Origin of the sequence: Arenimonas donghaensis DSM 18148 = HO3-R19, assembly GCF_000743535.1 — a bacterium.
Taxonomy (GTDB): domain Bacteria; phylum Pseudomonadota; class Gammaproteobacteria; order Xanthomonadales; family Xanthomonadaceae; genus Arenimonas; species Arenimonas donghaensis.
In genome coordinates this window covers 150,930-173,850 of the sequence record NZ_AVCJ01000034.1, presented here as the reverse complement: position 1 = coordinate 173,850, position 22,921 = coordinate 150,930, and the positions used below count along the sequence as shown (strand labels likewise).

The following is a 22,921-nucleotide window of genomic DNA, read 5'->3' as shown; positions in this document are numbered from 1 at the left end:
CGTCGAGGGCCGCGAACTATAGCGGCATGAATCAGGAATGGGAAGAGGGTCGATCCGACTTCTTCGGAAACCGCTTCTCCAGCTGTCCCAGCAGCCACAGGACGGACAGTGTCGTGACCGTGGCGCCTACCGCCAGGACGTAGCTCTGCACGCCGACGGCGATGCCGACCACGGCCACCATCAGCAGGGAAGCGGCGGTGGTGATGCCGGTGATGACCGACTCACTGCCGCTGCGGAAGATGGTGCCGGCGCCCAGGAAACCCACGGCCGCGACCATGGCTTCGATCAGGCGGATCGGGTCGATGCGCACGAGGTTGCTGTAGACCTCGGCCGAATAGCGGTGCGCCAGCAAGTCGACCAGGCCGACCAACAACGCCGCGGCGCCGGCCACCAGCATGTGCGTGCGGAAGCCCGCCGGCCGGTTCTTGAGTTCGCGCTCGTAACCGATGGCGCCCCCGAGCGCCATCGCCACCGCCATGGTGCCGACCAGCTGCAGCTGGAGTTGCCAGTTCTCGAACAGCCCTTCCATCGCGGCCTCCCGATTCCGGCGCGTGCGTCAGCCCTGGACCAGGCGCACCCGCGCAAAGTTGCGCTTGCCAACCTGCAACACCGCCTCGAAACCGGCGGTGAACGCCCGCTGCGGATCCTCGAACACCTCGCCGTCGATGCGCACCGCACGTTCCTTGAGCTTGCGGTTGCCTTCGGAGTTCGACGCCACCAGGCCCGACGCCACCAGCAGCGCCGCGATGCGCAGGCCTTCGGCGGGCACGGCGACATCGGCCTGCGGCAGCAGCGAGGTATCGCCTTCGCCGCGCACCACCGCGTGCCAACCGGCCACCGCCTGCTCGGCGGCGGCGGCGCCATGGAAACGCGCGGCCAGTTCCCGGGCCAGCCCCAGCTTCGCGTCGCGCGGATTGAGCGCGCCCGAGGCGACGTCGGCCTTCATTTTCTCCAGCGCCGCCAGCGAGACGTCGAAGCTGAGCAGCTCGTACCAGCGCCACATCAGTTCGTCGCCCACCTTCATGGCCTTGGTGACGATGTCGATGGCCGGTTCGTTGATGCCGATGTAATTACCCAGCGACTTGGACATCTTGTTGACCCCGTCCAGCCCCTCGAGCAGCGGCATGGTCAACACCACCTGCGGCTTCTGGCCGTAGTGTTCCTGCAGGCCCCGGCCCATCAGCAGGTTGAACTTCTGGTCGGTACCACCGAGCTCGACGTCGGCCTCCAGCGCCACCGAGTCGTAGCCCTGCACCAGCGGATACAGGAATTCGTGGATGGCGATCGACTGCTGCGCCGCGTAGCGCTTGGCGAAGTCGTCGCGCTCGAGCATGCGGGCCACGGTGTGCTGGCCGGCCAGGCGGATCATGTCGGCCGCGCTCATCTTGCCAAACCACTCGGAATTGAAGCGCACCTCGGTGCGCTCGCGGTCGAGCACCTTGAACACCTGGTCTTCGTAGGTGCGCGCATTGGCGGCCACGTCTTCGGGCGTGAGCGGCTTGCGGGTGGCGTTCTTGCCGGTCGGGTCGCCGATCATCCCGGTGAAGTCACCGATCAGGAAAATCACCCGGTGGCCCAGGTCCTGGAACTGCCGCATCTTGTTGAGCAGCACGGTGTGGCCGATGTGCAGGTCGGGCGCGGTGGGGTCGAAACCGGCCTTCACCCGCAGCGGGCGGCCCAGGCGCAGGCGCGCGGCGAGTTCGTCGGGTTTGAGGATTTCGTCGGCGCCGCGGCCGATCAGTTCAAGGGCTTGGTCGATGTCGGACATGGTCTGAGGTGTTCCGGGAGGGGTCGGCCCTGGGCCGCCGTTAAACGCAGGTTAATGGAAAGTTAAAGCGGGCAGGCGGAAAAATCCAGCCAAGACAAGGGTTTGACGCTGGTATTTATTGCTGGTTATCGTAGCCCGTCATCGCGCCTCACCGGGGAAAGCCCTTGCCAGACCGCCACGCGTTTTCCCCCAGCCGCTGGACCCGGGACCATTGGGTCCTCGCCAGCCTGTTTGCTTTCGTGGCCGTGCTGGTCGCCACCATCATCCCCGGTTTCGCCACCGCCATGCGCGGGGCCGAAGAAGCCGACGGCCGCCAGGTGATCGGACTGGCCCTGCCGCCGCAGGCGCAGGGCACCGAGGCAGCCGCCGTCGCGGCCGGCCCGGCCTGGCAGTCGGTCACCATCGAAAGCGGCCAGACCCTCGGGGAGGTGTTCTCCGACCTGGACCTGCCGGCCACCGCCATGCTGCAGGTGCTGGAGCTGCCCAGCGCCAACAAGGCCCTGTCGCGGGTCCGCGCCGGCGCCGAGCTCGGCTTCGACCTCGGCCCGGACGGCGAACTGCGCGGCCTGCGCTTCGAGCGCGACGAAGGCGCCAACGTCGAGATCGTACTGGTCGACGGCAAGTTCAAGGAAACGGTCATCGAGCGCCCGCTCGAGCGCCGGGTCATGATCGCCAGCGGCGAGATCGACAGCTCGCTCTACGCAGCCGGCGCCAAGGCCGGCCTGGGCCCGGCGGTCATCAACCAGATGGCCAACGCCTTCTCCTACGACATCGACTTCACGCAGGACCTGCGCGTCGGCGACACCTTCCAGGTGGTCTACGAAGAGATCTGGCGCGACGGCGAGCGCCTGCGCAGCGGCGGCGTGGTGGCCGCCAGCTTCAACAACCGCGGCAAGGAATTCACCGCCCTGCGCTACGAGCGCAATGGCAAGGCCGAATACTTCGACCTCGCCGGCCGGCCGCTGAAGAAGGGCTTCATGCGCATGCCGATCGAGTTCGCCCGCATCAGCTCGCGCTTCAACCCGCGCCGCAAGCACCCCGTGCTGGGCACCGTGCGCGCGCACAAGGGCGTGGACTACGCCGCCGTGACCGGCACGCCGATCATGTCGGCGGGCGACGGTCGCATCGCGTTCGCCGGCTGGCAGCGCGGCTACGGCCGCACCATCATCGTCGACCATGGCCGCGGCTACACCACGCTGTACGCGCACATGTCGCGCCTGGGCAAGTACAAGGTCGGCCAGCGCGTGCAGCAGGGCGCGACCATCGGTTATGTCGGTGCCACCGGCCTGGCCAGCGGTCCGCACCTGCACTACGAATTCCGCGTCAACGGCGCCCACCGCGACCCGCTGACGGTCACCATGCCCAAGCCCGATCCGCTGACCGGCGCCCAACTGGCCGCCTTCCGTGCCGCCACCGCGCCGGCGATGGCCCAGCTCAAGCGCGTCGGGGGCACCCGCCTGGCTTCGCGCTGACACCATGACGAACACCGACAACCCAGGGCCCGCCGTCACCGACGGCGGGCTTTTTCTTGGCCTGATCTCGGGCACCAGCGCCGACGGTATCGACGCCGCGCTGCTGCGCTTCGACGCCCGGCCGCAGGTGCTCTTCGGCCGCACCTATCCACTGCCGGCGGACCTGCTTGCCGACGTGCTGCGGCTGTCGCAGGCCGACGCCCGGCTCAGCCTCGACGAGGTCGGCCGGCTCGATACGCGCCTGGGCCAGGCTTTCGCCGGCGCCGCGCGCCAGGCCCTGGCCGATGCTGGCGTCCCGGCCAGCGAGGTGACCGCGATCGGCTCCCACGGCCAGACCCTGCGCCACGACCCGCGCGGCCCGGCCCCGTTCACCCAGCAGCTGGGCGACGCCAGCGTGATCGCAGAAGCCACCGGCATCACCACGGTGGCCGACTTCCGGCGGCGCGACGTCGCCGCCGGCGGCCAGGGCGCGCCGCTGATGCCGGCCTTCCACGCCGCGGTGCTGCGGGCGCCCGACGAGGACCGCGCCGTGCTCAACCTCGGGGGCATCGCCAACCTCACCCTCATGCCACGCGAGGGCGAGGTGCGCGGTTTCGACACCGGCCCCGCCAATGGCCTGATGGACGCCTGGTGCCTGCTGCACCGCCAGCAGGCCTACGACCGCGACGGCGCGTTCGCCGCCCAGGGCCACGTCGACGCTGGCTTGCTCGAGGCCCTGCTGGCCGACCCCTGGTTCAGCCTGCCGCCGCCCAAGAGCACCGGGCGCGACCAGTTCCAGCTGCAATGGCTGCAGGCGCGGCTGGGCGGGCAATCGCCGGCCGACGTGCAGGCGACCCTGTGCGAACTGAGCGCCGCCACGGTCGCCCAGGCCCTGCGGCGCGAGATGCCCGGCTGCCGGCGTTTGCTGGCCTGCGGAGGCGGCGTGCACAACCCCGAACTGATGCGACGGCTGGCCGTGCGCTTGCCGGACGTGACGGTGGCGAGCACGGCCAGCGCCGGCATCGACCCGGATTTCGTGGAAGCGGCGGGATTTGCCTGGCTGGCGCGCGAAACCCTGGCGGGACGCCCGGGCAACCTGCCGGCGGTCACCGGGGCGCGCGGGCCGCGCGTGCTGGGCGCGATCCACCCGGCCTGAGCCGGCGCTTCAGTCGCCGGACTTCTTGCCGGGCGGCGGCATGTAGGCCGGGGCGTCGTCGGGCAGGTTGTTGAGCGCCGCCATGGCCTCGGCGAAGGCCCGGCTTTCGTCGTCGTTCCAGGAGCCGGTGAGCCGGGCGATGTCGCCTGGCTCCGGTGCCGGCTCGGGCTCGACGATCCCCAGCGCCTGCTTGAGCAGGTGCAGGATGACGTCGTTCAGGGGCCAGCCCTTCTGGCGCGCCATCTCCTTGATGCGCTCGGCTACACGCTCGTCGATGTCGCGCAACAGGAAGTCGGCCATGGCCTCGATCCTCGGGGGGACGCCCAGCATACGGCCACTGGCCGCGATGGCAAGACCATGGGTTCAGCCGCTGTTGTCCCGATAGCCGGCATCGCCCAGCGATTGTTCGATCAGGCCGGCGCGCAGCATGAACAGGTAAAGCAGCACGCCGGGCAGGGCCACGAGGGTCGTGAGCAGGTAGAACTGCACGTAGCCCAGCGATTCGATCAGTCCGCCGGCCGTGGTGCCGGTGACCAGTCGCCCGACCACGCTCGCCGCCGCCGACAGCAGCGCGAACTGGGTCGCGGTGAACGCCAGGTTGCACAGCGCCGACAGGTAGGCCACCACCACCACGCCGCCGATGCCGCTGGCCAGGTTCTCGAAGCCGATGGTGAAGGCGAGCAGCGCATTGGAGTGGCCCACCGAGGCCAGCCAGGCGAAGCTGAGGTTGGAGACGGCCATCAGCACCAGCGCCACCAGGACCGAGCGCTTCATGCCGATCGCCGCGTACATCATGCCGCCCAGGAAGATGCCGGCGAGCATGGCCACGAAGCCAAAACCGACGTCGTAGGTGGCGATCTCGTCGTTGGAGAAGCCCAGGTCGTTGAGCAGCAGGCGCAGGGTCAGGTTGGCCAGGGTGTCGCCGATCTTGTGCAACAGCACGAACAGCAGCACCAGGAAGGCGCCCCGGCGGCGGAAGAACTCCAGCAGCGGGCCGGCAGTGGCTTCCCAGGCCTGCCGCAGGCCGCGATGCGTGGACACGACCACGTGCCGGGCCGGCTCACCCATCACCAGGCCGGTCAGCATCGCCGGCAGCGCGAACACGGCGCACAGCATGTACGCCAGCGCCCAGCCATGCCGGGCAGCCACGAACAGGGCCAGCGATCCGGCGGCGACCGAGCCGATGCGCCAGCCGTACTGGGACATGCCCGAGCCGACGCCAAGCTGTTCGGGCTTGAGCGTTTCGATGCGGTAGGCGTCGATGACGATGTCGTAGGTGGCGCCGGCCGCGCCCACCGCCACGGCCGCCAGTGCGAACAGTCCCAGGTTGGCGGCCGGGTCGAGCAAGGCCAGCCAGACGATCGCCGCCATCGCCAGCGTGCCCGCCAGCACCAGCCAGGACACGCGCTGGCCCAGCCGCCCCAGCAGCGGCAGCCGCACCGAATCCACCAGCGGCGCCCAGAGGAACTTGAAGTTGTAGACCAGGAAAGCAAGCGAGAACGCCGTGACCGCCTTCTTGTCGATGCCGTCCTGGGCCAGGCGCGTGGTCAGCGTCGCGCCGATCATGGCGTAGGGAAATCCGGAGGAAATCCCCAGCATCAGCGCCGCCAGCGGCTCGCGCTGGACGTAGGGCTTGAGGCCGGCGCCAATCCGGTCGATCCAGCCGGCGCTCACGCGTAGTCCACCACGAAGGGCGCGTGGTCGCTGAACTTCGGCTCGGGGTGGATGGCGCAGCCGCGCAGGCGGTCACGCAGCGAGGGCGTCACCACCTGGTAGTCGATGCGCCAGCCCACGTCCTTGGCGCGGGCGGCGCCGCGCTGGCTCCACCAGGTGTAGTCCTCGCCTTCCGGGCGCAGGTGGCGGTAGCTGTCGACCCAGCCGCGTTCCTTGAACAGCTGGTCCAGCCAGGCGCGCTCTTCGGGCAGGCAGCCGGAGTTCTTCTGGTTCGAGGTCCAGTTCCGGATGTCCCTGCGCGTGTGCACGATGTTCCAGTCGCCGCAGATCACGTAGTCGCGGCCGCTGGCCAGCCACTGGTCGAAGATCGGCGTGATCCAGTCCATGCAGCGGAACTTGTAGTCCTGGCGCACGTCCCCGGACGAACCGGAGGGAAAATACAGCGACACCACGCTCAGGTTGCCGAAACGCGCCTCGATGTAGCGGCCTTCCTCGTCGAAATCCGGCCAGCCCAGCCCGGTCAGCACCTCGTCGGGCGCCTGCCGGCTGTAGATGCCGACGCCGCTGTAGCCCTTCTTGGTGGTCGCGTCGCGAAAATGCGCGTGGTAGCCGTCCGGGCGCAGCCCGGGGGCGCCGAGCTGGTGCTCCTGGGCCTTGGTTTCCTGGATGCAGACGATGTCGGCGTCCTGGCCGGGCAGCCAGTCGAAGAAACCCTTGCTGGCGGCCGAGCGGATGCCGTTGGCGTTGAAGCTGATGATTCTCAAGGCGGGGGGGACCGATGCGATGTCGGGGGAAGGTTAGCCCAATCAAGCGCCATCGCGGGTGCCGACGGCACGCCGGCTGTTGCACAATCGGGTTTTGCCCACCGGGTCGCCCCATGAAACCGCACCAGCGCCGATTCCTGGACCTGGCACTGGACCGGCAGGTCCTGCGCTTCGGCCAGTTCACCCTCAAGTCCGGCCGCACCAGTCCGTACTTTTTCAACGCCGGGCTGTTCGACTCCGGTGCCGCGCTGCAGGCCCTGGGCGACTGTTATGCCGATGCACTCGACGACAGCGGCCTGGCCTACGACATGCTGTTCGGGCCGGCCTACAAGGGCATCCCGCTGGCCACCGCGCTGTCGGTGGCGCTGGCGGCCCGCGGCCGCGACGTGCCGGTGGCCTTCAATCGCAAGGAAGCCAAGGCGCACGGCGAGGGCGGCACGCTGATCGGCGCCCCGGTGCGTGGCCGGGTGCTGGTCGTGGACGACGTCATCACCGCCGGCACCGCCATCCGCGAATCGATCCAGACCATCCGCGCCGCCGGCGGCGAACCCTGCGGCGTGCTCATCGCCCTGGACCGCCAGGAGCGCGGCCAGGTCGGCGAGCGCTCGGCCGCCGAGGAGGTCACCGCCGAATTCGGGCTGCCGGTGCATGCCGTGGCCGGGCTGGATGAACTGTTGGCCCGCGCCGACGAGCGGCCCGACCTGGCCGGGCACAAGGACGCCCTGGTGGCGTATCGTGCGGCGTATGGAAGTCGTCGCTGAACGCGGGAGCCCGACCATGAAGACCAAACTCACCCTGATCGCCCTCGCCCTCGCGCTGGTCGCCGGCGCCGCCGATGCCCAGAACAAGGCCAAGAAGCTCTACCGTTGGGTGGACAAGGACGGCAAGGTCCAGTTCTCCGACACGCTGCCGCAGGAGGCGCTGGACCAGGCGCGCACCGAGATCAACGCGAGCAGCGGCCGCACCACGGGTGAAGTCGAGCGTGCGCTCACCGAGGAAGAGCAGGCCGAACGCGACCGCCTCGCCGCCGAACGGGCCCTCCAGCAGCGCGCCGACGAACAGGAACGCCAGACCGAGGAGGCCATGCTGGCCTCGTTCCAGACCGAACAGGACCTGCGCCGCTCCTACGGCGTGCGCGTCACCCTGATGCAGGAAAACCTCAACGCCATCGAAGCCGGCATCGGCAGCCAGCGCAACAGCCTGACCTCGCTGCTGGCCGAAGCTTCGGAGGCCGAGCTGCAGGGCAAGCCGGTGAACGCCAAGCAGGCCGCCACCATCCGCGAGCTGCGCGAGGAAATGGCCAAGCAGCAGAACATGCTGGTCGTGAAGCAGGCCGAGTTGATGAAGCTCGACGAAGAGCTCGAGTACCTGGTGCAGCGCTTCCACGAGCTCAAGGGTGGCGGCGCGGCGCCGGCCACGCCCGAAGCCGCCGCCCAGCCGGCCGGAGAAGACCCGACCGGCTGAGGCCGGTCAGGCGATCAGAACGGCAGCTTCAGCGACGAGTCGGTCGCCAGCAGCTGTTCGCGGAAGGCTTCCTTGATGCGCGTAAGCGCGGCCTCGTCCTTGGCGTCGAAACGCAGCACCAGCACCGGCGTGGTGTTCGACGCCCGCACCAGACCCCAGCCGTCGGGCCAGTCGGCACGCAGGCCGTCGATGGTCGCCAGGCGCGCACCCTCGAACTTCGCCTTGGCCAGGAAGTCCTCGATGAAGGTGTACTGGCGGCCTTCCTCGACCTCGATCTTGAGTTCGGGGGTCGACACGCCCTTGGGCAGGGTGTCGAAGATCTCCTGCGGCGTCTCGGCGCGGCTCGAAAGGATCTCGAGCAGGCGCGCGGCGGCGTACAGGCCGTCGTCGAAGCCGTACCAGCGCTCGCGGAAGAAGAAGTGGCCGCTCATCTCGCCGGCCAGCTCGGCTTCGGTCTCGCGCATCTTGGCCTTGATCAGGGAGTGCCCGGTCTTCCACATCAGCGGGCTGCCGCCATGGCGCAGGATGTGCATGGCCAGGTGGCCGGTGCACTTGACGTCGTAGATGATGCAGGCGCCCGGGTTGCGCTCGAGCACGTCGGCCGCGAACAGCATCAGCAGGCGGTCCGGGTAGATCATCTCGCCCGACTTGGTGACCACGCCCAGGCGGTCGCCGTCGCCGTCGAAGGCCAGGCCCAGGTCGGCGTCCACGCGCTGCACCACGTTCACCAGGTCGCGCAGGTTGGCCGGATCGCTGGGGTCGGGATGGTGGTGCGGGAAGTTGCCGTCCACCTCGCAGAACAGCGGCTCGACGTCGGCACCGATGGCTTCTAGCAGCTGCGGCGCGATGGCGCCGGCGATGCCACTGCCGCAGTCGACGACGACCTTGATCTTGCGCTCGATCTGGATGTCGCCGGCGATGCGGTTGACGTAGTCCTCGGTGATCTCGCGCTTGCTGGCCAGGCCGGGTTCGTCGGCCAGGTAGAGGTCGTTTTCGACGATGCGTTCGTAGAGGTTCCCGATGGCGTCGCCGGCCAGGGTTTCGCCCTCGATGACGATCTTGAAACCGTTGTAGTCCGGCGGGTTGTGGCTGCCGGTGACCGAGACGCAGGAGCCGGCGCGCAGCTGGTAGGCCGCGAAGTAGGTGACCGGGGTCGGCGCTTCGCCGATGTCGAAGACCTCGCGCCCGGCACGGCGCAGGCCGTCGATGAGCGCGGCGGCCATGCGCGGCGACGACAGGCGGCCGTCGCGGCCGACCACGATCGCCTTGGCGCCCTGGGCCTGCATCACGCTGCCGATGGCCTGGCCGATCAGGCGTGCGGTTTCTTCGTCCAGGGTTTTCCCGACCACGCCGCGGATGTCGTAGGCGCGGAAAATGCTGCGATCGAGCACGGTGCGGCTGGCGGCGGCCGCCGGCGGCATGGGCGGCTTTTGCATGCCGTCGGCTTCGGGCTCGGGCTCGGGCGGCTTGATCCGGCCGCTGGCCTGCAGCTCGGCCAGGGTCGGGCCGGCATCCGCGGTGTCGCCCGGGGCTTCGTCGCCGTCGGCCTTGCGGCGCAGCTTCAGGTGCGGCTGCAGCAGCAGGCCGGCCGCCACCAGCAGCGACAGGGCCGCCAGCAGGAAATGGGTGAGCATGCCGCCACTGCCGGCGGGCGCCGCGGCGACCACGCGCAGGCGGGTGCCGGCCAGCGGCACCGCGCCGTATTCAGCGCTGTTGGCCAGCGCGGTGTCGCCGCGCTCGAACACGCTGTGCCGGCCCTGGCGCAGGGCCAGGTAGGACTGGTCGGACAGCTCCGCCGACGCCAGCGGCGCGGTCACGGTTTCCAGCGGCAGGCGCACGTAAACGACCGACAGCACGCGGCCATCGGCCAGCACCGGCGCGGCCAGCGCAAGGCGCGGCGCGCCGGCGTCCTTCACGATGGCGGCGCGGGTGGTGTTGTCCTGCAGGGCCAGTTCCAGCACGCCGAGCTTGCCGTAGCCGAAGGCCTTGGGGTCGGCATAGGGTTCGTCCAGGCCCGGGTCGTGCCACTCCACGGCTTCCACCGCGGCCCAGGCACCCTTGATGACGTCGTCGGCCGACGCCTGGTCCTCGCGCTGCAGCGCCGTGGCCAGGGCCACGCGACTGCGCCGCCCCTCGAGTTCGGAGATCGCCTTCTGCACCCGGCTCACCGCCTCGGCACCGGCGGAAATACGCGTGGCGTCCACCTGCGACTGCAGGCGGGCAAAGGCCAGTTCCTGGACACCCGCCCAGGCGAACCAGGCGGCCGCCAGCAGGGCCAGGCCAGCCAGCAGCCAGGCCGGCTTGATGGATTTGAACGCGTTCTTACCCGACGATTTCATGCTTCCCCCTGGTTCCGGCGCGACTGTGAGCGCCGTTCAACGCGTCCCGGTGTGGCCGAAGCCACCTTCCCCGCGCGCGCTGCGTTCGAAGTCGTCCACCTGGCGCAGCGCTGCCCGGGCCACGGGCAGGAAGACCAGCTGGGCGACACGGTCCCCCGGACTGATGGTGAGCGGTTTCGGCCCGCGATTCCAGAGGCTGACCATCAGCGGTCCCTGGTAGTCGGCGTCGATGAGCCCGACCAGGTTGCCCAGGACCAGCCCATGCTTATGTCCCAGGCCCGATCGCGGCAGGATGACCGCGCACAGGGCCGGGTCGCCGATGTGGATCGCCAGGCCGGTGGGCACCAGTTCGGCCTCGCCCGGGGCCAGCGCCAGCGGGGCGTCGGTCATCGCCCGCAGGTCCATGCCCGCCGACAGCGCGGTGGCGTAGTCGGGCAGCGGGAATTCACCGCCCAGGCGTGCGTCCAGGCGCTTGAATTGGATTTCGACGGTCATTCCATGGCCTCCAGGCGTTCGGCGATGATCAGCAGCAGATCGGTGGCGATGCGCGTCTTGGGGCCCAGCGCGAGATCGCGGCGGCCGTCGCGCCAGAACACCGACAGGGCGTTGTCGTCGCCTTCGAAGCCCTGGCCGGGACGCGAGACGTCGTTGGCGGCGATCAGGTCCAGGCCCTTGCGATGCAGCTTGTCGCGGGCATAGGTCTCGAGATCGGAGGTTTCTGCGGCGAAACCCACCACCAGCCGCGGGCGCGCGGGATGCGCGGCGACGTCGGCGAGGATGTCGGGCGTGCGGACCAGGGTGAGGGTCAGGCTTTCGCCGGATTTCTTCAGCTTCTGCGGCAGGGTTTCGGCCGGGGCGTAGTCGGCGACGGCGGCGGCGCCGACGTAGGCGTCCTGGCCAGGCAGCGCCGACAGCACGGCCTCGCGCATCTGCGCGGCGCGGCGGACGTCGACCCGGGTGACGCCCGGCGGCGTCGGCAGCGACACCGGCCCCGCCACCAGCGTCACCTCGGCGCCCATGCGGCGGGCGGCGTCGGCGACCGCGAAGCCCATTTTCCCGGAGCTGCGGTTGCCCAGGAAGCGCACCGGGTCGATGTCCTCGAAGGTGGGCCCGGCGCTGACCAGCAGGCGCCGCCCGGCCAGCCGCGGCGGCCGCAGGCTGGCGATCACGGCGGCGACGATCTCGCCGGGCTCGGCCAGGCGGCCTTCGCCGACTTCGCCGCAGGCCTGGCCACCGCTGCCGGGACCGACCACCTGCACGCCGCGGGCGACCAGCGTCGCCAGGTTGGCCTGGGTGGCCGGATGCGACCACATCACCCGGTTCATCGCCGGGGCGACGATCAGCGGGGCTTCGCTGGCCAGGCACAGGGTGGAAAGCAGGTCGTTGGCCTGGCCCTGGGCCAGCCGGCGCAAGGTGTTGGCGGTGGCGGGGGCGACCAGGACGCGGGTGGCCCAGCGCGCCAGCTCGATGTGGCCCATGGCGGCCTCGGCGGCCTCGTCCCAGAGCGAACTACGCACGGGGTGCGCGGACAGCGCCTGGAAGGTGGTGGTGCCGACGAAATGCCGGGCCGCGTCGGTCATCACCACGCGCACCTCGGCGCCTGCGTCCTGCAGGCGACGCAGCAGTTCGGCGGCCTTGTAGGCGGCGATGCCGCCGCTGACGCCGAGCAGGATGCGCTGTCCCTTCAGCTCGTGCACCGGGTTTCCTTACCTTGCTGAACGCGCCTAGCTTACCCGAAGCGCCAGCCGCCCCCGACGCCGGGTCATCGCGTCGACGGCCATGCTGCAGGCATGCGATTGCAGGACTGGCCCGAACAGGAAAGACCCCGCGAAAAACTGCTCGCGCGCGGCGCCGGGTCGCTGTCGGACGCCGAGGTGCTGGCCCTGCTGGTCGGCACCGGCCGGCAAGGCACCCACGCGGTGGCGATGGCGCGGCGCCTGCTGGCCGAAGCCGGCGGCCTGCGCGGCTTGCTCGACCAGCCGGCCGAGCGCCTGGCGCGGCTGCCGGGCATCGGCATCGCGCGCGCCTGCCGCCTGGCGGCGGTGGTCGAACTGGGCCACCGGCACCTGGCCCAGGACCTGGCCCGCGGCGAGGCGCTCACCGACCCGGCCAAGGCCGGCGACTACCTCACCCGGCGGCTGCGCGCCCTGCCCTACGAAGTCTTCGCCTGCCTGTTCCTGGACACCCGGCACCGGGTGATCGCCTTCGAGGAACTGTTCCGCGGCACGCTGGACGGCGCCGAGGTGCATCCGCGTGAAGTCGTGCAGCGCTGCCTGGCGCACCACGCGGCGGCGGTCATCCTGGGCCACAACCATCCCAGCGGCTGCACCGAGCCCAGTGCCGCCGACCGCGCGGTCACCACGCGCCTGCGCCAGGCCCTGGGCCTGGTCGAGGTCCGCCTGCTGGACCACTTCATCGTCGGCGACGGCCCGGCTTGCTCGATGGCGCGGCTGGGGGCCCTTTGAAACCCCGGCTGGCTGGCGGCGGCCCGTCGCTACGTATACTGCAGGCAGGCACTGGCCAGGACTCCGGGAGCAGGCGTGATCCTCGGGATATCCAATCTCTACGCCGGCGACGCCGTCGAAGCCGCCCTGCCCGATGCGGCTGCCGCACGGCGGCTGCTGTCGGAAAAGGAACCGGACCTGGTGCCGCGGCTCGAGGCCATGGGTCGGCGCGCCGCCGGGGCCGGCTTCGATGCCGCCGACCTGGCCCGCCATGTCGATGCCACCGTGCTGGGCCTGGCGCGGCTGGGCCTGCGCCACGGGCGGCTTGGCCAGGACCTGCACGACTACCACTGCGAAGCCCACGTCATGGAGCTGGCCGAGCGCCGCCTGGGCCACGTCATCGACGTCCTGGGCCACGGCGCCCTGGCGCCGGTGGAGTGGCTGGCGCTGCTGGTGTTCTCGGCCTGCCACGACCTGCGCCAGCGCGAGCCGGTGCCGCCCCCGGGTCCCGTGGGTGGCAACGAGGCCGCCTCGATCGCCGAAACCTTCCGCATCCTCGCCGCGTGCGGCTTCGACCCGGTGGCCGACCGCGACCAGTACGTCACCCTGGAACTGATGATCGCCGGCAGCACCTTCGACGCCCGGCCCCTGCCCCACCCCGAGGCCGCCGAACTGGCCACCGCCGCCGGCGGGGCGCTGGCCCGCGGGCTGGGGCTTTGGCTGGACGGCGAGCGGCCGGACTGGACCGCCGATCCCGCGGCCCGTCGCGGCGAACGCCTGGGCCGCCTGGCCGCCGACCTCGACACCGCCAATGTCGGGGAGTCCTTTGATTTGTTGTCCGAAAGCGCCCTGCGCCTGTGCCGGGAGCTCGAGCGGCGCGCCGGCCGGTCGCTGGACGAGCCGGCCAGCGGCCGCAGCTGCCTGGGCTTCCTGAGCCGGGGCCAGGAAGCGTATTTCTTCGAACTGCACCGCTTCGCCAGCCGCGAAGGCGAGCGGGTGTACGGCCCGGGCAAGATCGCCAACGGACCCGGCGTGCGCCGGGTGTCGGCCGGCCTGGTGCAGCGCTTCGCGGCGCAGGCCCCGGCCTCGGGCCAGGCGGTGCTGGACGCCTTCGCGGCCCTGGGCGCGGCCGAAGCCGGCTGACGGGCAAAAAAAGAGCCGGCCCCGGGCCGGCCCTTGCCCCGGTACCCGGCGCCCTGGCCAGTCCGAAAGTTGGGAGAGAGCACGTTGTCTGTGCGTGCCGGGGCATTGTCCGGTCGCTTGGTGACAGGCCCATGACGGAAGATGCCCGCCCATGCCGGCACCTGCCCCCGGGCGCGATACAATAGCCAGTTCACCTCCGTGGAAACCCCTATCCCGTGAAAGACCACCTTCGCGAACTCGTGGCGCAGGCCCTGCTCGACCTCAGGCGGCATGGCCGCCTGCCCCAGGACCTGCCGACCCCTGCCTTCGTGGTCGAACGCACCAAGTCGCGCGAACACGGCGACTACGCCTCGAACGTGGCGATGCTGCTGGCCAAGCCCACCGGCATGAAGCCGCGCGAGCTGGCCGACCTGCTGGTGGCGGCGCTGCCGGCTTCGCAGCACGTCGAGAAGGTGGCCATCGCCGGCCCCGGTTTCATCAACTTCACGCTGGCGCGCGGCTGCCGCCTGGGCACCATCCGCCGCGTGTTCGAGCTGGGCAAGGACTATGGCCGCGCGCCGGAAGGCAGCGGTGAGTCGGTGACGGTGGAGTTCGTTTCGGCCAACCCGAACGGCCCGCTGCACGTCGGCCACGGCCGCGGCGCCGCCTACGGCGCGTCGGTGGCCAGCCTGCTCGACGCCGCCGGCCACAAGGTCCAGCGCGAGTACTACGTCAACGACGCCGGACGGCAGATGGACATCCTGGCGGTGTCGGTCTGGTTGCGCTACCACGAGCTGGGCGGCGTCAACATCCGCTTCCCGGACAACGGCTACAAGGGCGAGTACGTGGTGGACATCGCCCGCGGCCTGCGCGCCAAGGCCGGCGACGGCCTGCGCCACAGCGCCATCGAAGTCACCGACGGCCTGCCGCCCGACGAAGGCCAGGGCGGCGACAAGGAAAGCCACGTCGACGCGCTGATCGCACGCGCCAAGCAGCTGCTGGGCGAGGCCGGCTACCGCCAGGTCTTCGAGGCCGGGCTGTCCTGGTGCCTGGGCGACATCCGCGAGGACCTCGCCGGTTTCGGCGTCAACCACGACAACTTCTTCTCCGAACGTTCCCTCATGACCGAGGGTTACGTCGATCGCGCCATCAAGACCCTGGAAGAACAGGGCCACCTGTTCGAACAGGACGGCGCGCTGTGGTTCCGTGCCACCGCCTTCGGTGACGACAAGGACCGCGTGGTTCGCCGCGAGAACGGCGTCACCACCTATTTCGCCTCCGACCTGGGTTACCTGCTGAGCAAGTTCGAGCGCGGCTTCGAGCGCGCGATCTACATCTTCGGCGCCGACCACCACGGCTACGTGGCGCGCCTGAAGGCCGCCGCCCAGGGCCTGGGCCTGGACCCGGCCAGGATCGAAGTGCAGCTGGTGCAGTTCGCCATCCTCTTCCGCGGTGGCGAGCGCGTGCAGATGTCCACCCGCGCCGGCAGCTTCGTCACCCTGCGCGAGCTGCGCGAGGAAGTCGGCACCGACGCCGCGCGCTTCTTCTACGTGATGCGCGGCAACGACCAGCACCTGGACTTCGACCTGGACCTGGCCAAGAGCCGCAGCAACGAAAACCCGGTCTATTACATCCAGTACGCCCACGCCCGCGTCTGCTCGCTGTTCAACCAGCTCGCCGAACGCCAGATGAGCTACAACCGTGGCGCCGCCGAAGCCGCACGCCAGCGCCTGGCCGAACCGCACGAAGAAGAGCTGGTCGACGAACTGATGCGCTTCCCGGAAGTGGTGGAAGCCGCCGCCCTCGCCCGCGCGCCGCAGACCGTCGCCAATTACCTGCGTGAACTGGCCGGCGCCTTCCACGCTTTCTACAATGCCCAGCCGATCCTCGTCGCCGACGAAGAGCTGCGCAACGCCCGCCTGGGCCTGGCCAAGGCCACCCAGCAGGTGCTTGCCAATGGCCTGGCCCTGCTGGGCGTGTCCGCCCCGGAGAAGATGTAATGGCCCGCCGATCCAAGAACCAGGCCAAGCGCAACGGCAACCAGGGCACGCCCGGCTGGGTCTGGCTGCTCGGCGGCCTGGTCGGCGGCGCCGTCATCGTGCTGTTCCTGCTGATGCGCAACGGCGGCGACGTCGGGCAATTGCTGCCCAAGCCCGACCCGGAAGCCCGTGCGCCGGTCGTCACCGACGAGCCGGTGGCCCAGGACGCGCCCGAGCCGCGCAAGCCCAAGTACGACTTCTACGACGTGCTGCGCGACAAGGAAGTGGTCATTCCCGACGCCGAGCTCAACGCCCAGGCCCAGGCCGAAGCCCAGGCCCCGGCCACCGAGGACCCGGCCCCGGCCGCCAGCGGCGTCCGCTACCTGATCCAGGCCGGCGCGTTCCGCTCTTCGTCCGACGCCGAAGCCTTGAAGGCCCGCATCGCCCTGACCGGCGAACTGGCGCGGGTGGAATCGGCCCAGATCGAAGGCGGTACCATCTACCGCGTGCGGCTCGGGCCCTACCCGAACGCCGCCAGCCTGGCCGCCGCCAAGCGCGCGCTGGGCAACCACGGCATCGAAGCCCTGGCGATCAGGGCGGAATAGGCGACTGGCGCGGGGGATCCTCCCGATGACCTGGAAAGTGCAGTACCTGGCGGACGAAGACGTGGTGCAGGTGACCGCGCAGGGCCTGCACGACCGCGCGATGCTGCGCGAGCTGACCCGCGACGCGGTCGCCGCCGGCCACCGGCACGGCACCCCGCGCTTCCTGATCGACCACCGGCTTACCCGGCTGGCGCTGGGCACGGCCGAGATCTTCGACATGCCCAAGCGCGGGGAGGACGCCGGCTTCGGCAACCAGCTGCGCATCGCCATCCTGATCGATGCCGATGGCCCGGCGCGCGCCGACTTCGAGTTTTATGCCGTGCAGTGCGGCAACCTGGGCATCCACTTCATGCGGCTGTTTTTCGACCGCGACCAGGCGATGGAATGGCTCAAGTCCGACCGTCGGCCGCCTGGCTAACCCCCTGTGGGAGGGACTTCAGTCCCGAAGCCCCTGGCGAGTAAGCTTCGGGACTGAAGTCCCTCCCACAGAAGTGGGGGTCAGCCGCGTTTTAGCGTGATCAGTGCCGAGGTGTCGGCATCGCCTTCGCCGCGCTCCACCAGTTCGGCGTAGTCGGCCAACGCCTGTTCGATCACCGTGGTGCGCAGGCCCAGCGCCGACGCCATGCCATGCACGATGCGCAGGTCCTTGAGCAGGTGCGCGCACTTGAAGCCGGGCGTGAACTGGTTGGCCAGCATGGTGGCGCCGCGCTTTTCCAGGAACCAGTTACCGGCGGCCCCGGCCATCAGCGTGGGCAGCAGCTTGTCCGGGTCCAGGCCCAGCTTCTCGCCCAGCGCCAGGCCTTCGCAGACCGCTTCGTTGATGCCGGCGACCAGCACCTGGTTCACCGCCTTGGTGGCCTGGCCGGCGCCGGTGTCGCCCATGTGGGTGATGCGGGCGGCATAGGCGTCCAGCACCGGCCGCGCCTTGGCCAGTTCGGCCGCGTCGCCGCCGGCCATCACCGACAGCTTGCCGTTGCGGGCGCCTTCGACGCCGCCGGACACCGGCGCGTCGATGAAGCCGATGCCCTTCGCGGCCAGCAGATCACGGGCCTGGCGCGCGGTGTCGACCGACACCGTCGAATGGTCCACGACCACCGCGCCGGCGGGCAGCACGGCGGCCAGCGCCTGCACGTTTTCGATGACGTCGGCGTCGAGCGAGACACACAGCGCGACCACGTCGCAGCCGGCGAAATCCGCGGCCGAGGCCGCGGCCGCCACGCCCAGCTCCTGGGCCAGGGACTGCGCTTTCGCCGCCGTGCGGTTGCCTACCACCGCCAGCAGGCCGCGGGCGTGCAGGTGCCGCGCCATCGGGGCGCCCATCGCGCCCAGGCCGATGAAACCGGTGCTCATGCCGGCGTACCGCCCGCGTTTTCTTCGTGCAGGTAGGTGTAGCCGGTCAGGCCCGTTTCCAGGTCCACCAGCAGCTTGGCGGCTTCGCCCGGCTCGAGCGCGGCGGCGTCGACCTTGGCCTTGTAGGCGCTGCGCAGCTCGGCCAGGTCGTAGCCGACGTAGTCGAGCATCACGTCGGTGGTGTCGCCCTTGCGCTGGCGGGTCACCAGATAGCCGCCGTCCGGACCCAGCTGGACGTTGGCGGTGTCGGTGTCGCCGAACAGGTTGTGGATGTCGCCCAGGGTCTCCTGGTAGGCGCCGACCATGAAGATGCCCAGCCGGTAGCTTTCGCCCTCGCGCGGCGAATGCAGCGGCAGCGAGCTGTCGAGCGATTCGGACTCGACGTAGCTGTCGATGCGTCCGTCCGAATCGCAGGTGAGGTCGGCGATGACGCCACGGCGGTCCGGCGCCTCGTCCAGGCGCGCGATCGGCACGATCGGGAAGACCTGGTCGATGGCCCAGACGTCGGGGATGGATTCGAACACCGAGAAGTTGACGAAGTACTTGTCCACCAGGCGCTCGTTGAGTTCGTCGAGCACGTCGCGATGGCTGCGTTCGTGCGCCGTCAGGCGCTCGCGCACGTCCTGGGCGATGGCGTAGAACAGGTCGTCCAGCCGCGCCCGGTGGCGCAGGGTGATCTGGCCCAGGGCGTAAAGGGCCTGGCCCTCGGCGAGGTGGTGCTGGGCTTCGTGGAAGAGTTCCAGCGCCGGGCGCTGGCCCAGGGCAGCGTGGGTTTCACGCAGGTGGCGCAGCACGGAGGGTTCGTCGTCGTCGGTGCGCGGCACCTGGCCTTCGGGGGCGCGCTCGACCTCGGAGACGTTCACCACCATCACGGCGTGGTGCGCGGTCATCGCGCGGCCGGCTTCGGTGACCATGCGCGGCGGCGTGATGCCCTCTTCGGCGCAGGCTTCGGCCAGCGGCTGCACCAGGGTGTGGGCGTACTGGTCGAGGCCATAGTTGACCGAGCAGAAGCCGCGTGAGCGGGTGCCTTCGTAGTCCACGCCCAGGCCGCCGCCGGAATCCATGAAGCGCACGTTGCAGCCCAGGCGGGTGAGTTCGACGAAATAACGCACGGCCTCGCGCATGCCGTTGGCGATGTCGCGCACGTTGGAGATCTGGCTGCCCATGTGGAAATGCAGGAGCTGCAGGGCATCGACCATGTCGGCGGCCTTGAGGCGTTCGACCAGGTCGAGCACCTGGCGCGGCGAGAGGCCGAACTTGGCCTTGTCGCCGCCGCTGTTCTGCCACTTGCCGGCGCCCAGCGAGGCCAGGCGCAGGCGCACGCCCAGGCCCGGCTTCACGCCCAGGGCCTTGGACTCTTCAATGACCATCGCCAGCTCGCTGGGCTTTTCGATGACGATGAAGGTTTCCAGGCCCAGCTTGCGGCCGATCAGCGCCAGGCGGATGAATTCGCGGTCCTTGTAGCCATTGCAGATGACCAGGCTGCCCGGGCGGGCCAGGCCCAGCACGGCCATCAGCTCGGGCTTGGAGCCGGCTTCCAGGCCAAAGCCTTCGCCGCCCGCGGCGGCCAGCTCGCCGGCGACGCCGCGGTGCTGGTTCACCTTGATCGGGTACACGGCGGTGTAGCCGCCCTGGTAGTCGAGTTCCTTCATCGCCCGGCCGAAGGCGGCCTGCAGCTTGCCCAGGCGGTCGCCCAGGATGTCGGAAAAACGCAGCAGCAGCGGCAGCTTCAGGCCGGCGTCGGTGGCCTTGGCCACGACCTCGGGCAGGGCCAGCGCCGGGCCTTCGGCGCCGCGCGGGCGCACGACCATGCGGCCCTGCGCATCCACGTCGAAATAGCCCTCGCTCCAGTAGGGAATGGAGTAGGTGTGGCGGGCGCGGTCGAGGGACCAGGCGGACATGGCGGATTCCAACGCGGGTGGGCCTTGCATTGTACCTCCCGCGCCCCGGTGGCGCGGCCCGCTCAGCGCCGGAACACCGGCTCGCCCGCGGCCTTTATGACGCGGCGTGCATTGGCGCCGTTGCCGGGTTTTTCCAGCGCGTAGAGGCTGCCTGGCAGGTTGAGCAGGGCCAGCAGGCGATTGAGCTCAGACTCGGCCGACAGGACCATGCCGCGCCAGTCCACCACCAGCACGAAGTGCGGCGGGCCCTCGCCCGGCACGTCTTTGCGCACCAGCCAGGCCTTCTTGATCTTGCCGTGTTCCCCGCACGCGTCCAGCAGCGCCTGCAGCTCGTCCGTGCCAAGCGCGTGCGGACCGTAGCGGTCGTTCTTGCCCAGCCGCCCGCGTTCGGCGTCATGCGCCGCCTGGCGCGCATGCCAGGCGCGCAGGCGGGTGGCGACGGCGTCGTGGGCGGCGTCCTCGTTGCGCCGGTAGTGGAAGTCGGCCATCAGCTGCAGCGCGCGGCCTTCGAACGCCGGGTCCTGCACCAGGGCATGCTCGACCAGCGCCAGGCCGTCCGGGTCGCCCCGCTCCAGGCGCAGCGACCCTACCGACCACAGCGCCGCGGCATTGTCGGGCGCCGCCGCCAGGGCCTGTTCGTACAGCCGCAGGATGTCGCCACCCAGGCCCAGCTGCTCGCAGAGCATCGCCCATTCCAACTTTTCAGCCGGGGACAGGTCTTCACCGAACTGCTTTTCCTCCAGCGCGGCGTGGGCCTCGCGGGCGGCGGCGTAGCCTCGGTGGCGATTGGCCCAGTGCTTGCTAACCCAGGCCTGCCAGTCCTGGTCGAACTTTGTCTGCAGGGTGTCGGCCAGCGGGCCCAGCCAGGCGTCGGCGGCGGCCTGCCCGGCCGGGGCAGGCAGCTCGGCCGTGACGCCAAGGGCGGCCAGGCGGGCCGAGAGCACCGGATGGGTGTCATCCAGGCCGGGCGATTCGGACAGGGCGCGGGCCAAGCGGTCGGCGTCGTCGGCTGCGGGCTGCGACAGATGCCGGGCCATGTTGCCGTAGAGCGCGGCCGGCGGCTCGGGCTCGACCAACGCCAGGCGATCGACCTCGGGCCAGAACTGGTTCCCCAGGCGGTCGCCCGCCAGGCTGACCCGCACCAGCGCACGGCCGGCCACCTGCGCGCCGGCCACCTGCGCTGCCATCGCATCGGCATCGTATTCGTTGCTGCGGGCCAGCACAAAGCTGTAGGCATTGAAGTACGGCGCGTACCAGTCGAAGAAGCGCACGAACAAACCGGTGGCTGCCGACTGCTGCGCCTGGAGGGCACTGAGCAGGCGGAACCAGGACAGGCGCACCCGGTAGATCCAGCCGCTGAATCGCCCGTGGCCACCGCCGAAATGGCCGAATTCATGCGCGATGACCGACGCCAGCTCCTCTGGCGACATCACCCGCATGAGCGGCAGGCCCAGCACCAGGAAATGGCGATTGCCGGCCAGACCGAGCAGGCGCGGCACGCTGGCCGCGGCGGCATTGAGGTCGGCGTCGATGACGATGCCGGCGAGCTTCGGTGCGCCGGCTCTCTGCCGCAGGCGTTCGACCTCGGCTTCCAGCACGGGGGCTTCGCCGGGCTGCAGGTGGTGGCCTTCGGGCTCGGGGATCTTGACCCACAGCGCCTTCAGTATCAGCCAGGCCAGCACGAGCGGGATCCACACCAGCTTGATCAGCTTGATCGCCCAGACGCTCTTGGTGAGCAGCAGCAAGATGCCCAGCCCGACCGACAGGGCGAGCGCCACCAGCACAGCCACGGCGAGCACGCCATAGCCGGCGAGCGCCAGCAACATCAGCTGGACACGGTACAGTCGCGGCGAACGCACGGCGATGCGCTCGAGGCGCTCGACCAGGTGGCGGTGGCTGGCTACGGAAGGCATGGCAGGGCTCGCTCGACAGGAACGGCGATGCTAAGTCGCGCCGCGGCGCCCGCCAAGCTGGCCGCAGCCCCGCGCCCGAGGCGTTACAATGCGCCCCCCTTTCTGGACCACCCCGGGACCCGGCGATGACGACTACCTGGCTACACGAGAATTTCGAACACACCGGCTCGGCCTTCGGCCTTCGCATGAAGCGCAAGCTCGAAGAGGTGCAGTCGCCGTTCCAGAAGATCGAGATGTACGAGAGCACCGACTGGGGCAACGTCATGCTGATCGACGGCGCGATGATGGTGACCACGCGCGACAATTTCTTCTACCACGAGATGATGGCGCATGCGCCGCTGTTCACCCACGCCGATCCCAAGGACGTGGTGATCATCGGCGGCGGCGACTGCGGCACCCTGCGCGAGGTGCTGCGCCACCCGGGCGTGCGCACGGCGGTGCAGTGCGACATCGACGAGCAGGTGACGCGCATGGCCGAGAAGTACTTCCCGGAGCTGTGCGAGTCCAACAACGACCCGCGCGCGACGGTGATGTTCGACGACGGCATCGCCTACATGAAAAACGCCAAGCCGGAATCGATCGACGTGATCATCGTCGACTCGACCGACCCCGTTGGCCCGGCCGAGGGCCTGTTCAACCAGGCCTTCTACGAAACCTGCCTGAAGGCCCTGCGCCCGGGCGGCCTGCTGGTGCAGCAGAGCGAAAGCCCGCTGGCGCTGATGCAGCTGATCCTGGACATGCGCCAGGCGATGACCGACGCCGGCTTCACGACCTTCCGCACCCTGCCCTTCCCGCAGCCGTGTTACCCGACCGGCTGGTGGAGCTGCACCATCGCCTCGAAGGAAAGCCGCGACCTGACCGCGTTCCGCGAAGCCGACGCCGCGGCGAAGTCCTTCGACACCCAGTACTACACCGCCGCCATCCATAAAGGCGCGCTGGCGATGCCGCCGATGATGCAGAAGGCGCTGGGCGACTGAGCGCAGTCAAACCG

General features: G+C 70.0%; 21 protein-coding genes. 10 read left to right on the top strand and 11 right to left on the bottom strand.

What is annotated here, in order from left to right:
- Positions 1-31 precede the first annotated feature (31 nt).
- Together N788_RS10875 and tyrS are read right to left on the bottom strand one after the other, a co-directional pair.
- Positions 32-529, bottom strand: a complete 498-nt coding sequence (locus tag N788_RS10875; protein WP_034224928.1) for an MgtC/SapB family protein — start codon at positions 527-529, stop codon at positions 32-34.
- A 27-nt stretch (positions 530-556) separates the two neighbouring features.
- On the bottom strand, positions 557-1,768 hold the full coding sequence (tyrS, locus tag N788_RS10870) for a tyrosine--tRNA ligase (RefSeq protein ID WP_034224926.1): 1,212 nt from the start codon (positions 1,766-1,768) through the stop codon (positions 557-559).
- Positions 1,769-1,932: 164 nt separating this feature from the next.
- On the opposite strand from tyrS, the gene N788_RS10865 reads away from it, so the two are divergent.
- Positions 1,933-3,240, top strand: a complete 1,308-nt coding sequence (locus N788_RS10865) for a peptidoglycan DD-metalloendopeptidase family protein (protein WP_152560461.1) — start codon at positions 1,933-1,935, stop codon at positions 3,238-3,240.
- A gap of 4 nt (positions 3,241-3,244) precedes the next feature.
- Positions 3,245-4,375, top strand: coding sequence for an anhydro-N-acetylmuramic acid kinase (locus tag N788_RS10860; protein WP_034224924.1), 1,131 nt, complete (start codon positions 3,245-3,247; stop codon positions 4,373-4,375).
- Between the two features lie 9 nt (positions 4,376-4,384).
- On the opposite strand, the gene N788_RS10855 is transcribed toward N788_RS10860, so the two are convergent.
- The 3 genes from N788_RS10855 to N788_RS10845 all read right to left on the bottom strand — a co-directional run bounded on the left by N788_RS10855 (position 4,385) and on the right by N788_RS10845 (position 6,813).
- Positions 4,385-4,675, bottom strand: a complete 291-nt coding sequence (locus N788_RS10855) for a hypothetical protein (protein ID WP_051924584.1) — start codon at positions 4,673-4,675, stop codon at positions 4,385-4,387.
- A 63-nt stretch (positions 4,676-4,738) separates the two neighbouring features.
- On the bottom strand, positions 4,739-6,049 hold the full coding sequence (locus N788_RS10850) for an AmpG family muropeptide MFS transporter (protein WP_051924583.1): 1,311 nt from the start codon (positions 6,047-6,049) through the stop codon (positions 4,739-4,741).
- Entirely contained in the window at positions 6,046-6,813 is a 768-nt protein-coding gene (locus N788_RS10845; protein WP_034224922.1) for an exodeoxyribonuclease III, read from the bottom strand. The genes N788_RS10850 and N788_RS10845 overlap by 4 nt, the downstream gene beginning before the upstream one ends.
- A 113-nt stretch (positions 6,814-6,926) precedes the next feature.
- Between N788_RS10845 and pyrE the strand changes: the two genes are divergently transcribed.
- Both pyrE and N788_RS10835 read left to right on the top strand, forming a co-directional pair.
- Positions 6,927-7,574: an orotate phosphoribosyltransferase gene (gene pyrE, locus N788_RS10840; RefSeq protein WP_034224920.1), complete on the top strand. Its 648-nt coding sequence runs from the start codon at positions 6,927-6,929 to the stop codon at positions 7,572-7,574.
- A gap of 16 nt (positions 7,575-7,590) precedes the next feature.
- Positions 7,591-8,277 (top strand): DUF4124 domain-containing protein, encoded by a 687-nt coding sequence (locus N788_RS10835; protein ID WP_034224918.1) that lies wholly within the window; start codon positions 7,591-7,593, stop codon positions 8,275-8,277.
- Positions 8,278-8,291: 14 nt separating this feature from the next.
- Here N788_RS10835 and N788_RS10830 read toward each other — a convergent pair whose 3' ends face one another.
- Genes N788_RS10830 through coaBC form a run of 3 tightly spaced genes read right to left on the bottom strand, consistent with a single transcriptional unit; the run spans position 8,292 to position 12,313 of the window.
- Positions 8,292-10,616 carry a phosphomannomutase/phosphoglucomutase gene (locus N788_RS10830; protein ID WP_051924582.1) on the bottom strand — a complete coding sequence of 775 codons (2,325 nt, stop codon included), beginning with the start codon at positions 10,614-10,616 and terminating at the stop codon, positions 8,292-8,294.
- Positions 10,617-10,652: 36 nt separating this feature from the next.
- Positions 10,653-11,111 carry a dUTP diphosphatase gene (dut, locus tag N788_RS10825; protein ID WP_034224916.1) on the bottom strand — a complete coding sequence of 153 codons (459 nt, stop codon included), beginning with the start codon at positions 11,109-11,111 and terminating at the stop codon, positions 10,653-10,655.
- Positions 11,108-12,313, bottom strand: a complete 1,206-nt coding sequence (gene coaBC / locus N788_RS10820; protein WP_034224914.1) for a bifunctional phosphopantothenoylcysteine decarboxylase/phosphopantothenate--cysteine ligase CoaBC — start codon at positions 12,311-12,313, stop codon at positions 11,108-11,110. The genes dut and coaBC overlap by 4 nt, the downstream gene beginning before the upstream one ends.
- Positions 12,314-12,406: 93 nt before the next feature.
- Here coaBC and radC point away from each other — a divergent pair, with 93 nt between their 5' ends.
- The 5 genes from radC (at position 12,407) to N788_RS10795 (ending at position 17,184) form a co-directional block, all read left to right on the top strand.
- On the top strand, positions 12,407-13,081 hold the full coding sequence (gene radC, locus N788_RS10815; RefSeq protein ID WP_034224912.1) for a RadC family protein: 675 nt from the start codon (positions 12,407-12,409) through the stop codon (positions 13,079-13,081).
- A gap of 75 nt (positions 13,082-13,156) precedes the next feature.
- Entirely contained in the window at positions 13,157-14,203 is a 1,047-nt protein-coding gene (locus N788_RS10810; RefSeq protein WP_034224910.1) for a hypothetical protein, read from the top strand.
- A gap of 215 nt (positions 14,204-14,418) precedes the next feature.
- Positions 14,419-16,182: an arginine--tRNA ligase gene (gene argS / locus N788_RS10805; protein ID WP_034224908.1), complete on the top strand. Its 1,764-nt coding sequence runs from the start codon at positions 14,419-14,421 to the stop codon at positions 16,180-16,182.
- Entirely contained in the window at positions 16,182-16,766 is a 585-nt protein-coding gene (locus tag N788_RS10800; RefSeq protein WP_034224906.1) for an SPOR domain-containing protein, read from the top strand. Before argS ends, N788_RS10800 begins: the two co-directional genes overlap by 1 nt.
- Positions 16,767-16,791: 25 nt before the next feature.
- Positions 16,792-17,184: a hypothetical protein gene (locus tag N788_RS10795; protein WP_034224904.1), complete on the top strand. Its 393-nt coding sequence runs from the start codon at positions 16,792-16,794 to the stop codon at positions 17,182-17,184.
- An 80-nt stretch (positions 17,185-17,264) separates the two neighbouring features.
- On the opposite strand, the gene N788_RS10790 is transcribed toward N788_RS10795, so the two are convergent.
- From N788_RS10790 to N788_RS10780, 3 genes are all read right to left on the bottom strand, one after another.
- Positions 17,265-18,116, bottom strand: coding sequence for an NAD(P)-dependent oxidoreductase (locus N788_RS10790; RefSeq protein ID WP_034224902.1), 852 nt, complete (start codon positions 18,114-18,116; stop codon positions 17,265-17,267).
- Positions 18,113-20,017 carry an arginine decarboxylase gene (gene speA, locus N788_RS10785; protein WP_034224900.1) on the bottom strand — a complete coding sequence of 635 codons (1,905 nt, stop codon included), beginning with the start codon at positions 20,015-20,017 and terminating at the stop codon, positions 18,113-18,115. The genes N788_RS10790 and speA overlap by 4 nt, the downstream gene beginning before the upstream one ends.
- Before the next feature lie 62 nt (positions 20,018-20,079).
- Complete coding sequence (locus tag N788_RS10780; protein WP_034224898.1) at positions 20,080-21,930, bottom strand: M48 family metallopeptidase; 1,851 nt, start codon at positions 21,928-21,930, stop codon at positions 20,080-20,082.
- A gap of 125 nt (positions 21,931-22,055) precedes the next feature.
- On the opposite strand from N788_RS10780, the gene speE reads away from it, so the two are divergent.
- Positions 22,056-22,907 carry a polyamine aminopropyltransferase gene (gene speE / locus N788_RS10775; RefSeq protein WP_034224896.1) on the top strand — a complete coding sequence of 284 codons (852 nt, stop codon included), beginning with the start codon at positions 22,056-22,058 and terminating at the stop codon, positions 22,905-22,907.
- Positions 22,908-22,921: the final 14 nt, after the last annotated feature.

Bases quoted from the DNA above. Each gene is read 5' to 3' on its own strand.
- speE (WP_034224896.1), top strand. From the start codon at position 22,056: ATGACGACTACCTGGCTACACGAGAATTTCGAACACACCGGCTCGGCC.
- N788_RS10835 (WP_034224918.1), top strand. From the start codon at position 7,591: ATGAAGACCAAACTCACCCTGATCGCCCTCGCCCTCGCGCTGGTCGCC.
- N788_RS10860 (WP_034224924.1), top strand. From the start codon at position 3,245: ATGACGAACACCGACAACCCAGGGCCCGCCGTCACCGACGGCGGGCTT.
- N788_RS10855 (WP_051924584.1), bottom strand. From the start codon at position 4,675: ATGGCCGACTTCCTGTTGCGCGACATCGACGAGCGTGTAGCCGAGCGC.
- N788_RS10875 (WP_034224928.1), bottom strand. From the start codon at position 529: ATGGAAGGGCTGTTCGAGAACTGGCAACTCCAGCTGCAGCTGGTCGGC.
- dut (WP_034224916.1), bottom strand. From the start codon at position 11,111: ATGACCGTCGAAATCCAATTCAAGCGCCTGGACGCACGCCTGGGCGGT.
- N788_RS10780 (WP_034224898.1), bottom strand. From the start codon at position 21,930: ATGCCTTCCGTAGCCAGCCACCGCCACCTGGTCGAGCGCCTCGAGCGC.
- speA (WP_034224900.1), bottom strand. From the start codon at position 20,017: ATGTCCGCCTGGTCCCTCGACCGCGCCCGCCACACCTACTCCATTCCC.
- N788_RS10830 (WP_051924582.1), bottom strand. From the start codon at position 10,616: ATGAAATCGTCGGGTAAGAACGCGTTCAAATCCATCAAGCCGGCCTGG.
- tyrS (WP_034224926.1), bottom strand. From the start codon at position 1,768: ATGTCCGACATCGACCAAGCCCTTGAACTGATCGGCCGCGGCGCCGAC.
- radC (WP_034224912.1), top strand. From the start codon at position 12,407: ATGCGATTGCAGGACTGGCCCGAACAGGAAAGACCCCGCGAAAAACTG.
- N788_RS10800 (WP_034224906.1), top strand. From the start codon at position 16,182: ATGGCCCGCCGATCCAAGAACCAGGCCAAGCGCAACGGCAACCAGGGC.
- N788_RS10795 (WP_034224904.1), top strand. From the start codon at position 16,792: ATGACCTGGAAAGTGCAGTACCTGGCGGACGAAGACGTGGTGCAGGTG.
- N788_RS10790 (WP_034224902.1), bottom strand. From the start codon at position 18,116: ATGAGCACCGGTTTCATCGGCCTGGGCGCGATGGGCGCCCCGATGGCG.
- pyrE (WP_034224920.1), top strand. From the start codon at position 6,927: ATGAAACCGCACCAGCGCCGATTCCTGGACCTGGCACTGGACCGGCAG.